The sequence below is a fragment of the Vibrio sp. 10N.247.311.14 genome (genome assembly GCF_041467715.1).
GTDB lineage: Bacteria > Pseudomonadota > Gammaproteobacteria > Enterobacterales > Vibrionaceae > Vibrio > Vibrio crassostreae_C.
In genome coordinates this window covers 30940-44314 of the sequence record NZ_JBFSVE010000027.1, presented here as the reverse complement: position 1 = coordinate 44314, position 13375 = coordinate 30940, and the positions used below count along the sequence as shown (strand labels likewise).

The 13375-nt window shown below is 44.6% G+C and carries 11 protein-coding genes, 1 tRNA gene and 1 riboswitch; of the genes, 10 read left to right on the top strand and 2 right to left on the bottom strand.

Going from position 1 to position 13375, the window contains the following annotated elements; all coding sequences use genetic code 11:
• Positions 1-205 precede the first annotated feature (205 nt).
• Positions 206-2323, top strand: coding sequence for an alpha-galactosidase (locus AB6F11_RS11800; RefSeq protein WP_102394333.1), 2118 nt, complete (start codon positions 206-208; stop codon positions 2321-2323).
• Between the two features lie 475 nt (positions 2324-2798).
• Positions 2799-4172, top strand: a complete 1374-nt coding sequence (gene melB / locus AB6F11_RS11795) for a melibiose:sodium transporter MelB (RefSeq protein ID WP_102394332.1) — start codon at positions 2799-2801, stop codon at positions 4170-4172.
• Between the two features lie 289 nt (positions 4173-4461).
• Here the strand turns inward: melB and AB6F11_RS11790 are convergent.
• Positions 4462-4537: transfer RNA gene (locus AB6F11_RS11790), tRNA-Asn, on the bottom strand.
• 508 nt (positions 4538-5045) lie between these two features.
• Here AB6F11_RS11790 and uvrB point away from each other — a divergent pair.
• The 3 genes from uvrB to luxU all read left to right on the top strand — a co-directional run bounded on the left by uvrB (position 5046) and on the right by luxU (position 9136).
• A complete protein-coding gene (uvrB, locus tag AB6F11_RS11785; RefSeq protein WP_017066592.1) occupies positions 5046-7076 on the top strand; it encodes an excinuclease ABC subunit UvrB in 2031 nt (676 codons plus the stop codon).
• Between the two features lie 302 nt (positions 7077-7378).
• Positions 7379-8767 (top strand): quorum-sensing sigma-54 dependent transcriptional regulator LuxO, encoded by a 1389-nt coding sequence (gene luxO / locus AB6F11_RS11780; protein WP_004734031.1) that lies wholly within the window; start codon positions 7379-7381, stop codon positions 8765-8767.
• Positions 8768-8791: 24 nt separating this feature from the next.
• Positions 8792-9136: a quorum-sensing phosphorelay protein LuxU gene (luxU, locus tag AB6F11_RS11775; protein ID WP_017062179.1), complete on the top strand. Its 345-nt coding sequence runs from the start codon at positions 8792-8794 to the stop codon at positions 9134-9136.
• 75 nt (positions 9137-9211) lie between these two features.
• On the opposite strand, the gene AB6F11_RS11770 is transcribed toward luxU, so the two are convergent.
• Complete coding sequence (locus AB6F11_RS11770) at positions 9212-10099, bottom strand: YvcK family protein (protein ID WP_048611585.1); 888 nt, start codon at positions 10097-10099, stop codon at positions 9212-9214.
• 194 nt (positions 10100-10293) lie between these two features.
• Positions 10294-10446, top strand: a riboswitch (molybdenum cofactor riboswitch).
• Here AB6F11_RS11770 and moaA point away from each other — a divergent pair.
• The 5 genes from moaA to moaE all read left to right on the top strand — a co-directional run bounded on the left by moaA (position 10435) and on the right by moaE (position 13215).
• On the top strand, positions 10435-11424 hold the full coding sequence (moaA, locus tag AB6F11_RS11765; RefSeq protein ID WP_009848642.1) for a GTP 3',8-cyclase MoaA: 990 nt from the start codon (positions 10435-10437) through the stop codon (positions 11422-11424). It overlaps the preceding riboswitch by 12 nt.
• 86 nt (positions 11425-11510) lie before the next feature.
• A complete protein-coding gene (moaB, locus tag AB6F11_RS11760) occupies positions 11511-12023 on the top strand; it encodes a molybdenum cofactor biosynthesis protein B (RefSeq protein ID WP_004734027.1) in 513 nt (170 codons plus the stop codon).
• Positions 12024-12035: 12 nt separating this feature from the next.
• A complete protein-coding gene (gene moaC, locus AB6F11_RS11755; RefSeq protein ID WP_004734026.1) occupies positions 12036-12515 on the top strand; it encodes a cyclic pyranopterin monophosphate synthase MoaC in 480 nt (159 codons plus the stop codon).
• The gene (moaD, locus tag AB6F11_RS11750; protein ID WP_019823606.1) at positions 12512-12757 is read left to right on the top strand and encodes a molybdopterin synthase sulfur carrier subunit; all 246 of its coding nucleotides are present in this window, start codon (positions 12512-12514) and stop codon (positions 12755-12757) included. Before moaC ends, moaD begins: the two co-directional genes overlap by 4 nt.
• A gap of 2 nt (positions 12758-12759) precedes the next feature.
• Positions 12760-13215 (top strand): molybdopterin synthase catalytic subunit MoaE, encoded by a 456-nt coding sequence (gene moaE / locus AB6F11_RS11745; RefSeq protein WP_081230609.1) that lies wholly within the window; start codon positions 12760-12762, stop codon positions 13213-13215.
• Positions 13216-13375: the final 160 nt, after the last annotated feature.

Genomic DNA, 13375 nt, shown 5'->3' with positions numbered 1-13375 from the left:
AGAGTGGAAAGTTCAATTCTACCTAGAGGTAGGCAATATGAGATGGAATGGTGGTCAATCTAAATCTTTGAATTAGGAGCTATTTACCAAAGTTATCAGTCTTGAATATTTACTGGAAACGTTTTCATGATTTCGAGTTTGATCACAGAAACTCTGGGCTTAATAATTATGATACGGGGTAATTAAACGCGTTAAGGTTAAAAAAATGACGAATAAATCCCTAATTGATATTACCGGTCAACACTCGCAACTGATTGTAGAACTTGGCGATTTTGCCGAAATTCTTCATTGGGGAGCTCCCGTTCGTGGTGATTTAGCTAGCTTCCGTGTTTCTCTTGAAAGACCGGTTCCATACGGCCGCCTTGATAATGATGTTGCTATGTCTCTGAGCCCAGAGCTCGGGCGCGGTGTTTTCAGCAGTCCGGCATTAGAAGGGCACCGAGACGGATTGGACTGGGCGCCTGTTTTCTCTATTACGGATGTTCAACAAACACCATCTAGCCTAATCATTGAGAGTGAAGATATACGTGCAGGCTTACGTTTAACAACCGAGTTATGCCTCGATAAACATGATGTTGTGAAATCTCGTCACACCTTAACCAACGTTAAAGCCGGCCTTTATCAGGTGAACCGTCTCGCCAATACTTTGCCATTACCAGCAAGAGCTAATGAGTTGATGACGTACTACGGCCGCTGGGTACATGAGTTCCAAACGGTGCGTCAACCCTTACAGCAAGGGGGCTATCAGCAAGAAAATCGTCGCGGAAGAACGTCTCATGAACATTATCCAGCGATGGTTGTCGGTACCGCTAACTTTAATGAAATGGCAGGTGATGTGTGGGGGATTCACTTCGCTTGGAGTGGTAACCACAGACTGCGCGCGGATGTAAAAGCAGACGGTCGTCGCTACGTGCAAGCGGAAGTTATTTATCTACCGGGTGAGATTACATTGGATGAAGGTGAAAGCTTAACGACACCTTGGTTATATGCCAGTTTCAGTTCGGAAGGCTTAAATGGAATGAGCCATCAGTTCCACTCCCATGTGCGTTGTTCCATCTTGCCGGAGTCTTTCGCACAAAAGCCTCGACCTATCCATCTTAATACTTGGGAAGGCATCTATTTTGACCATGATCCTGATTATATTATGTCGATGGCTAGCCAAGCCGCGGATATGGGAGTAGAGCGTTTTATCATTGACGATGGCTGGTTCAAAGGGCGCTGCGGAGACAAGGCTGCGCTAGGGGATTGGTTCTTAGATGAAGAAAAATACCCAAATGGTTTAGATCCGATAGTTGAGCACGTTAATCAGTTGGGTATGGAGTTTGGATTGTGGTTCGAACCTGAGATGATCAATAAGGATTCTGACTTATACCGAGCCCATCCAGACTGGTTGCTTGCGGTGGACGGCTATGACCAACCAACGGGTCGTAATCAATATGTTATCGATCTTCAGAATCAACAAGCATTCGACTTTTTGTTTGAGCGTCTTGACCACTTCTTAAGTCAGTACAACATTGCTTACATTAAGTGGGATATGAACCGAGAAGTTGTACAACCTGCGCATCTAGGCAGGGCTGCGGCTCATCAACAAACCGCTCGTTATTATGAGTTGGTCGATAAAGTCCGAGAGAAGCACCCAATGGTTGATATTGAATCGTGTGCGGCTGGTGGTGGTCGTATCGATTTTGAGGTTCTTAAGCGTACGCAACGTTTTTGGGCGTCTGATAACAATGACGCTCTGGAAAGACAAACGATTCAGCGTGGGATGAGTTACTTCTTCCCCCCTGAGGTAATGGGAAGCCATATTGGTGCGAGCCACTGCCACAGCACTCGTCGTCGTCATAGTATTGAGTTTCGTGGTCTAACAGCACTGTTTGGTCATATGGGGATTGAATTAGATCCTGTGAAAGAAGTGCAAGAAGAGAAGCAGGGCTTTGAACACTACATCAAGCTACATAAGATGCTGCGCCTGTTACTGCATAGCGGGAGAACTTGGCGAGTTCCAACGGACGATAGTGCCCATCAAATCCATGCGGTCGTCTCCGAAGATGTGTCAGAAGCTGTGGTGATGATTGCACAGCTTGCGATGCCAACCAATTCATTGAGTGGTCATTTGCGTATACCTGGGCTAGATCCACAAAGTTTATACAAGGTATCTGTGATTGATAAACCGTCAAATTACGATGATATTGTGAATTATCAACCGCCATGGACAGAGTCTTGCTGTGAATTATCAGGTGCTTGGTGTGCCGAGGTGGGGCTGACGATGCCAATACTTGACGCAGAAACAGCGATGCTGATTAAGTTTGAACGTATCGAGTAAGTTTTAGCATAGGCTTTATATTTGATGAACCGCGTAGGTGAAATTACGCGGTTTTTTATTGCCTTTAATAAGCCGTCATGAACTATCAAATCAATTTGATGTGCCCGTATAGATTGGAGAACTGTAGGTATTCCCAGCGTGATACTGTACTTATGTAATCGTTCTCATGCGTTACTTCACACAATGAACTGTTTTGAGCACTTTAATTAGCGATATTCTCTATCAATTCGAGGGTTTTATTGTTCGATCTCTCACTTTGGATATTTGACTGAAAACGTTTCCATGGAGTGGTTGTTGATCACAGTATCTGTTCGTTGGAATGGTTACATTAGCATCGGACTTGATACTTGAGTGTTTTAAGAAGCGACCACAGAGTGGCTCTAAAACAGAACTTGAGTGGATAAATTATTATAAATAAAAGGTAAGCGTTTCAACGTCTGTTAGGAGATGAAGTTACGCGCCTGAAGGAAATACTATGTCTGATCAAATTACTCTACAAACCAAATTATCGTATGGACTTGGGGCTTTAGGTAAAGACTTTGCCTGTGCTCCAATCTACATCTTCTTAATGTTTTACTTCACCGATGTTGCTGGGCTGTCAGCGGCATTTGTGGGTACTATCTTTTTGGCCGCGCGCATTGTCGACGCGGTGACCGACCCAATGATGGGCGTTATCGTTGATAACACACGCTCTAAGTTTGGTAAATTCCGTCCTTGGATAGTGATTGGAACCCTGTTAAATGCTGTAGTGCTTGTTGGTCTTTTTAGTACGCATATGTTTGAAGGCACTACGTTATACATTTATGCAGCGGCTGCTTATATTCTGTGGGGCCTTACGTACACTATTATGGACATTCCATATTGGTCTTTGATTCCTGCACTATCGAGCTCTCGTCAAGAACGTGAAAAGCTGGTTGTTTGGCCACGATTATTTGCTAGCTTGGCGTGGTTTATTACGGGTACTTACGGGCTACATATTGTCGGTAAACTGGGTGACGGCGACCAAGGACAAGGTTTCTTCAACGTTGCTATGTTGATTGCTGTGCTGTTCGTGATGAGTGCATTCTTGATTGCTCGCAACGTAAAAGAAAAATCGGCACCAGCAAATGCGAAACCAGCTGAGCGTTTCAGCTTTAAAGATGTAATGGTTATCATTGGTAAGAATGACCAACTAAAAGCACTTATTGGTACCGTATTGTCGTTCCAAATAGCAAACTTGTTGGTGGGTGGTTTTGCGATTTACTACTTCTCTTACGCTTTAGGCAACGCTGACTTGTTCCCCGTTTATATGATGGTGGCAGGTATCGCTGAAGTTGCAGGCGTATTCTTGTTCCCTCGTATTGCATCAGTGTTACCACGCAAACACCTATGGGTTATCGCTTGTGGCTTCCCAGTGCTGTCTTGTACCACTCTACTTATCATGGGCTTTATCGCTCCAGGTAACGCGATTCTAATCGGTATCGCAGGTGCTGCTATCAAGTTTGGTGTGGGTATCGCTAACGCACTGCAAACTGTAATGCTTGCCGATGTTGTTGATTACGGTGAACACAAAACGGGTCGTCGCAGTGAGAGTGTTATCTTCTCTGTTCAAACGATGCTTGTTAAGTTTGCAGGCGCGGCTGGTGGTTTTATTGTTGGTATGGGCTTGTCTGTGGTGGGTTATGTACCAAACGTGGAACAGTCTGACAGCACTATCATGGGACTGCAGTTTATGATGGTAGGTTTACCAGCGATTCTAATGACGGTAAGTGCTCTTGTTTATAAGCGCTACTACCACCTGCATGAAGGATTTGATCAAGACCAAGCCGGTAAAGAGACTCAGACAAATGTTGTTACAGCAGAAGCATAACCGCTAAACGACGTCTAATCTAGAATAAAGCTCAGTTTAGTCACTAAGCCCAAACGCCTCCTTGTGAGGCGTTTTTTTATGGATGTGAGTTAATCAAAGCTGTGCCTGTAGGGCTTTTGTTTCGACTAAAACGCAAAAAGCCGCATCGAATGATGCGGCTTCTTTAAATTTGGCCCCCTTGTCGAGACTTGAACGCGGGCGGCTAGGTTTGTGACATTAACTTGGAACAAGTTAGTCGCAGTTATATACGAAAAAAGCCCAATCTTTCGATTGAGCTTTTTTCTGAATTTGGCTCCCCTTGCAAGACTTGAACTTGCGACATACGGATTAACAGTCCGCCGTTCTACCAACTGAACTAAAGGGGAATTGCTTGTTAGCGACGCGAATTCTAATAATTGTCCGGATTTCTGTCAATAAAAAATATCAGAAAAAAGTAAGATAAAAAACTTTACTTTCTTGAACGCCTTATAGGATTTAGCTTTGCTTTAGTTATCCACCAAAATTGTGGATAAGTGTGTGTGTGAAACTTTAACAACAATAATCGGGATAAATCGAAAAATGTAAAAACCTTATCTAACGTAATGTATTTAAAAGATTTATAGCAAAATGTCGCAATTGTATAACTTTTGTAGATTATAAAATGAACAGTAAAACAAGCGGTATTTTTAGGTTTTTTGGGGAAAAGTAGTGGATTAAAATTCGAGTAATTTAGCTGGGGAAACTTTGCAGGGCACGGATAATACCAAGTTCTAAAAATAAAAGCTATAACTGATCTCTGATCTTAAGATGCATTTCTCTAGATAATTGTTGCAACGACACTCCTCCTAGAGTGACAATGACCTGATTAAAAAAACAGTATGGAAATGGCGACCTATGAGTAAACTCTTTGACTTGGTATCGGACTACAGCCCGTCCGGTGATCAGCCGACAGCGATAACCAAATTACTAGACGGATTAGATTCTGGTTTGGCACATCAAACTCTACTAGGGGTAACGGGCTCAGGTAAAACCTTTACCCTTGCCAACGTCATTTCCCAATCTCAAAGACCTGCGATTCTGTTAGCGCCTAACAAGACATTGGCGGCTCAACTTTACGGTGAGATGAAATCTTTCTTTCCAAACAATGCCGTTGAGTATTTCGTTTCTTACTACGATTACTACCAACCTGAAGCCTACGTTCCAACCACGGACACGTTCATCGAGAAAGATGCGTCTGTGAACGCTCATATCGAACAAATGAGGCTTTCGGCAACCAAAGCCTTATTAGAACGAAAAGACGCCATCATTGTGGCTTCTGTGTCGGCTATCTACGGTCTGGGTGATCCTAAGTCTTATTTGAAGATGATGCTTCATTTGAGTCGTGGCGAGGTGATGGATCAGCGAGACATCCTGCGTCGATTGGCTGAGCTGCAATATTCAAGAAACGATGTCGCCTTTGAACGTGGTCAGTTCCGTGTTCGTGGTGAGGTGATTGATATCTTTCCGGCTGAATCTGACCAAGATGCGGTTCGAATTGAGATGTTCGATGACGAAGTGGACTGCATTAGTATTTTTGATCCTCTGACTGGTGCGGTGAAACAAAGAGACTTGCCGCGCTTTACGGTTTATCCAAAAACTCACTATGTAACGCCAAGAGAAAAAATCCTTGAGGCGATTGAGAACATCAAGGACGAACTGCGCGATCGTGCTCAATACTTAAAAGACAACAATAAGCTTTTGGAAGAGCAGCGTATCTCTCAAAGAACTCAGTTTGATATTGAGATGATGACTGAGCTTGGCTTCTGTTCCGGTATCGAAAACTATTCACGATACTTGAGCGGCCGTGCGGAAGGGGAAGCGCCGCCAACGTTATTTGACTACCTGCCTGATGATGGTTTGCTGATCATCGATGAGTCACACGTGACTGTGCCGCAAATTGGTGCGATGTATAAAGGTGACCGTTCTCGTAAAGAAACCTTGGTCGAGTTTGGTTTTAGACTGCCTTCTGCATTGGATAACCGTCCAATGAAGTTTGAAGAATTTGAGTCTATAGCCCCACAAACGATTTTTGTGTCGGCAACACCAGGTAATTACGAGATTGAAAAATCAGATGGCGAGATTGCTGATCAAGTGGTACGTCCTACTGGTCTGTTAGACCCAATCATCGAAGTAAGACCTGTCGCGACGCAGGTGGATGACTTGCTGTCTGAAATCAGAATCCGTTCAGTGAAAGAAGAGCGTGTTTTGGTTACCACGTTGACCAAGAGAATGGCAGAAGACTTAACCGAATACCTAAGTGAGCACGGCGTTAAAGTGCGTTACTTGCACTCGGATATCGATACCGTTGAGCGTGTAGAGATCATCCGAGACCTACGTTTGGGCAAGTTCGATGTGTTAGTGGGCATTAACTTACTTCGTGAAGGTTTGGATATGCCTGAAGTGTCGCTGGTGGCGATTCTTGATGCAGATAAAGAGGGCTTCTTGCGTTCTGAGCGTTCTCTGATTCAAACCATTGGTCGTGCTGCTCGTAACTTGGAAGGTCGAGCAATCCTTTATGGTGATTCGATTACTAAGTCGATGAGAAAAGCGATTGATGAAACCGATCGTCGTCGCGAGAAACAGCAAGCCTACAACGAAGAGCAAGGCATCACTCCGCAAGCGTTGAAACGCAATATCAAAGACATTATGGAACTGGGTGATCTAACCAAGTCGAAGCAGCAGCGCCAATCGAAACAAGTTCCACTATCTAAGGTGGCAGAGCCTTCTGAAAGTTATGCAGTACTTACGCCGCAACAGCTTGATAAAGAGATCAGCAAGCTAGAATCTGCGATGTATCAGCATGCTCAGAATCTGGAATTTGAATTGGCCGCACAGAAGCGTGATGAAATTGATCAGTTAAGAAAGCAGTTTATTACCAACAGCTAATCTCACTTTTCGCTCGAGAATTGATCCCCCTCAACACAAGAATTGAGAGTGTTTCAGACAAAAAAACAGCCAGTAGTAAATGTTCTACTGGCTTACGTTTGTGAACAATCGGTCCACTAACAACGTCAGTTGGCTAGGTGACCCGAAGGTCATTTATACCGTTGCATCGTTCGTGCCAGATAGATAAAACATTGATTGTTTGAAGCAAGTAAAAAAACACACTACAAATACTGTGGCTAATTTGCATAATGCAAAGCGGAATGCGACTATAATAAGAAATGCAAATTATAAATGGCTAGGATATGCAATCAAAAACGCTAGATAACAAATCGAAGTATTTGTTGATGGTAGAGGATACCGCTTCGGTAGCAGCTTTATATCGCTCGTATCTTACACCGCTCGAAATTGATATCAACATTGTCGGCACTGGCCGCGATGCAATCGAGAGTTTGAATCATCGAATCCCAGACCTTATTTTATTAGATCTACGTCTGCCTGATATGACGGGTATGGACGTACTATTTGCTGTAAAACAAAAATACCCTGAAGTTCCAGTTATCTTCATGACGGCTCACGGCTCTATCGATACCGCTGTAGAAGCGATGCGTCATGGCTCTCAAGATTTCCTTATCAAACCGTGTGAAGCCGACCGACTCCGTATTACGGTGAATAATGCGATCCGCAAAGCCACCAAACTTAAAAATAGCTCGGAACACCCGGGAAACCAGAACTACCAAGGTTTTATCGGCAGCAGCCAAACCATGCAGCAGGTTTACCGAACTATCGATTCTGCTGCATCGAGTAAGGCGAGCATTTTCATTACTGGTGAAAGTGGTACCGGTAAAGAGGTATGTGCAGAAGCCATTCATGCGGCGAGTAAGCGTGGCGATAAGCCGTTCATCGCGATTAACTGTGCCGCTATCCCTAAAGACCTGATTGAAAGTGAGCTGTTTGGCCACGTTAAAGGTGCCTTTACCGGTGCTGCGACCGATCGCCAAGGTGCTGCTGAGCTTGCTGATGGTGGAACACTGTTCCTTGATGAACTGTGCGAAATGGACTTAGAGCTGCAAACCAAGCTGCTGCGCTTTATCCAAACCGGTACTTTCCAAAAAGTCGGCTCTTCGAAGATGAAGAGTGTCGACGTTCGTTTTGTGTGTGCGACCAACCGTGACCCTTGGAAAGAAGTACAAGAAGGTCGCTTTAGAGAAGATTTATACTATCGTTTATACGTGATTCCATTGCACTTGCCGCCATTGCGTGAGCGTGGTGAAGATGTCATCGAGATCGCGTATTCTCTGCTAGGCTATATGTCGGTCGAGGAGGGGAAGGCGTTTGTACGTTTTGCTCAGGAAGTACTTGATCGCTTTAATCAATATGAGTGGCCGGGTAACGTTCGTCAGCTACAAAACGTGTTGCGGAACGTGGTGGTTTTGAATAACGGCAAAGAGATTACTCTCAACATGCTTCCACCACCGTTGAACCAACCGATTGAAAACAGTCTGCGATTGAAAGAGAAGCAGAATGAAGACATCACGGTAAAAGATATTTTCCCATTGTGGATCACTGAGAAAACGGCTATCGAGCAGGCCATTAAAGCGTGTGATGGCAACATCCCTCGTGCGGCAGGTTTCTTAGATGTCAGTCCATCGACGATATACCGTAAGTTGCAAACGTGGAATGCGAAGCAGTAATCAACAAACAATAAGAAAATAATAATGACGAAAGTATTAAATCAGCAAAAAGTTGATGAGCTTGCCGGCGAAATAGGCCAAGAGAATGTCCCGGTTTTACTGGAAATCTTTTTAGGTGAGTTGAAAGGCTACTACGAACACCTAGAGATAAATAAAGAGTCGGATACCTCTAAGTACTTGGCTGATATCAGTCATGCGCTTAAGAGCAGCGCAGCAAGCTTTGGTGCGGATTCTTTGTGTAGTTTTGCGATTAGCTTAGACGCAAAAGTGAAGCAAGCGTTGCCTGTAACCGAGATTGATTTTCAAGATATGCAAGACCTCCTGTTATCGACGTACACTGAATATCAGCAGTTGATGACGGACCTTTAAAACAGCGAGTTATTACTGAGATTAAAAAAGGAGCAGCATGCTCCTTTTTTGTTGTCTGTCGCTTTAACTTAAGGCTTAAGCCAACTGGGCTTCAATGGCTTGTTGAAGCTTCACACGGTCGTGTCGCCAATCTCGGTTTGCTGATGCAAGATCGGTGGTCACACAATTCCATTGCCCTTCTAATTCAGGGTGTGGTTCATTGCCCAAAACTATGTCTATCTTTCTTGCCTTACAGGTACGTTCACACCACTCCAATTGCTCTTGAAGCGTCATTTTCCCTGCGGGACCGTGCTCTGGCGAAAGGTTTTCAACGAAGATAACTTTTGCCTTGGTGTTCTCAGCTATGGCTTTGCCAATCTCTGGAAGGAGAAGAGGGGGCATCACACTGGTTAAAAAGCTTCCTGGGCCAAGAACAATGCAGTCTGCTTGTTCAACGGCAGCAACCGCTTCTTTGGTTGCCGGCACTTCTGGAGACAAGTCCATCATGCGCAGTTTTTCCGTCATGTCATCAACGTTGGTTTCGCCGGTTACCCAGCGGCCGTCCATTGATAGAGCCGTGAGGTCTGAAGGATGCTCAGTCATCGGAACGATATTGACATCGACCTTGAGCATATTTCGAATCAGGTTAATCGCTTCCAATGGGCGAACGGAAAGGTTGTCTAACGCCGTTAGCATTAGGTTACCCAAGTTATGACCGTCTAGCTCACCTTGGCCGCGAAATCGGTATTCGAACATCATCGAACTGATTGAAGGTTCTGTGATTAATTGGTTGATACAGTTGCGTGTATCTCCCCATGCGATGCCACCTTGGCAATCTCGAATACGTCCGGTGGAACCGCCGTTATCTGTCGTCGCAACAATGCCTGTTGCGTTGTTACCAAAGTCTTTTAATGCAGCTAACATGCGACCTAAGCCATGGCCACCACCGATTGCTACGACTTTCTTTGAAGAGTAAATATTCATTTATTGTTCTTGTTAGGTTATTACCAACTATAATTTAGGTTAAATGCTTCTCGCTATATACTCAACAAGAGTTATTTTGAGCGTTTGATACGTTTTTTTTGCCGATGTGACCCGTTTTTTACCATCAGAGCTAGATTCACGTACAAATATTAAGTATTTTATTACTCAGCTACTGCGCGTGTGAATATAACGCGCAGTTGCCATAACTCCGAGCTCTCGCATGCTAAGTCGCACAGTGGTATTTGCTGTACCGATACGCATCAAGAGCCAGTGACATGTTGTCACAAGGGCTTAATTGGAAATGATTATGCCTCCCGTGTTTGGAAAGGTGTTCCGTGGCGCAACAATTCGAAGATAGATTCCATCGCAAGTTTTATTACTTGCGCTTGTCGGTTACAGACGTCTGTAACTTTAAATGTACTTACTGCTTGCCAGATGGTTATAAACCGTCAGGGCAAAAAAACTCGTCTTTTTTAAGTGTTCCCGAGATCAAACGCGTTGTTAAAGCGTTTGCAGATTGTGGTACCTCAAAGATCCGCATTACAGGCGGAGAGCCGAGTCTGCGTAAAGACTTTCCTGAAATCATACATACCGTTGCTTCTACTCCAGGCATCGAAAAAGTGGCCACCACAACGAATGGCTACCGCATGGAGAAACAAGTAGGGCAATGGCGTGATGCTGGTTTAACCCATATAAACGTGAGCGTGGATAGTTTAGATTCGCGCATGTTCCATCAGATCACTGGTGAGAATAAGTTTACTGAGGTTATGCGAGGCATTGATAAAGCGTTTGAGGTTGGCTTTGAACAAGTCAAAGTCAACGTCGTATTAATGAAAGACCTCAATAGTCAGGAATTACCAGCCTTCCTTAATTGGATCAAAGACAAACCCATTCAATTACGTTTTATCGAGCTGATGAAAACCGGCGAGATGGACGAGTTGTTCGATAAACATCATGTGTCTGGCGTTGCGATTCGCAACCAGCTTATTGCTAATGGTTGGCTGCTAAAAGTCAAAGCCGTTAACGATGGTCCGGCGCAAGTGTTTGTCCACCCAGACTACAAGGGTGAAATCGGTTTGATCATGCCTTACGAGAAAGACTTTTGTGAGAGTTGTAACCGTCTGCGCGTTTCTGCGACCGGTAAACTTCACCTATGTCTGTTTGGCGACCATGGTGTTGAACTGAGAGATCTGATTCAAGAAGATCAACAAGAGCAAGAGCTCATTGATCGAATTCAGGCTCAGCTTCAAACCAAGTCCGTTAGCCACTTCTTACACGATGGCAACAGCGGCATGACTCCAAACTTGGCGTCAATCGGCGGTTAACCCGCTATATACTCTAAAGCATTTTATCGCTCAGCTTCTTTAGGCTGGGCGAATCAGTCTAATGAAAAATTTATATAGGTGAACAAATGGGTCACGCAGAAAGCAAATTCCAAGCAGCAAACATCGCAGTACTAACGGTTTCAGATACTCGTACAGAAGAAAATGATACGTCAGGCGGTTACCTAGCAGAGCATGCTAAAGAAGCGGGTCACAACGTGGTTGATAAGCAAATCGTTATCGACGACATGTACAAGATCCGAGCGATCGTATCTAAGTGGATCGCTGATGAAAGCGTACAAGCGATTATGATCACGGGTGGTACGGGTTTTACTTCTCGTGACAGCACGCCTGAAGCGCTTAAGCCACTGTTCGACAAAGAAGTAGAAGGCTTTGGTGAGCTTTTCCGTCAAGTGTCTTACGAAGAGATCGGTACATCGACGATTCAATCGCGTGCGATTGCGGGTTTTGCTAACCACACAGTAATCTTTGCTATGCCAGGCTCTACAGGCGCTTGCCGTACAGGTTGGACTAAGATCATCAAGCAACAGATGGATGCTAGCCACCGCCCTTGTAACTTCATGCCACACCTTTCTGTATAAGGCGGTTTGAGTATGAGCCAATTTACACACATTAACGCGTCTGGCGAAGCAAACATGGTCGACGTATCGGCTAAAGCTGAGACAGTACGTGAAGCGAGAGCGGAAGCATTCGTTCAAATGTCGGCAGAAACGCTAGAGCTGATTGTTTCTGGTAGCCACCATAAAGGTGATGTTTTCGCAACGGCACGCATTGCGGGTATCCAAGCGGCGAAGAAGACGTGGGATTTGATTCCACTGTGTCACCCTCTGCTATTAACCAAAGTAGAAGTGCAGCTTGAAGCGATCGAGTCTGAAAATAAGGTTCGCATTGAATCTGTTTGTAAGCTTGCGGGTAAGACGGGCGTAGAAATGGAGGCGCTAACGGCTGCTTCTGTTGCTGCACTGACGATTTACGATATGTGTAAAGCTGTTCAGAAAGACATTGTTATCGAGAACGTACGTCTGTTAGAGAAGACGGGTGGTAAATCTGGACACTTTAAGGTGGAATCATGATCACTGTACTTTTCTTTGCTCAAACTCGTGAACTTGTCGGTGTTGATAGCCTAGAAGTTGATGCGCAATTCAGCACCATCGAAGCGATTCGCAGCCACCTTGTCACGCAAGAAGGCAAATGGGATATCGCATTGGAAGAGGGCAAGCTTCTGGCTGCGCTTAACCAATCTATTGTGCCTTTGACGACTGAAGTGAAAGACGGCGATGAAGTCGCTTTCTTCCCACCAGTGACTGGAGGCTAAGCATGGATCCAAGAGTATTAGTGACAACAGAGGATTTCTCTGTAGGCGACGAATACGACTACTTGGCTCAAGGTACAGCTGCCGGAGCGATTGTGACGTTCGTTGGTAAAGTTCGCGACATGAACCTTGGCGACAATGTGATTGGTTTGTCTCTGGAGCACTATCCGGGTATGACAGAAAAATCACTGAGCGAGATCTGTGACCAAGCTGAGGCTCGCTGGCCTATTCAGAAGATGCGTGTTATCCACCGTGTAGGTGACTTAGATATCGGCGACCAGATTGTTTACGTTGGTGTATCCAGTGCACACCGTGGTGCTGCATTTGAAGCCTGTGAATTCGTTATGGACTTCCTGAAAACCAAGGCTCCCTTTTGGAAAAAGGAACGCACGACCGAAACGACGCGTTGGGTTGATTCTCGTGATTCAGACACGAAAGCAGCGGAACGCTGGGAGAAGTAATTTCTCTTAAAGTGATGTTGCTTCAGCATTTACTCATTTGTATATGAGACAGTCAAAAACCGACCACTTAGGTCGGTTTTTTTGTACCTGCTATAAATCTATTTATAGATAATCATTGATTTGACAAATGATAATTCATTGTGGTTGCATATAAATTCAG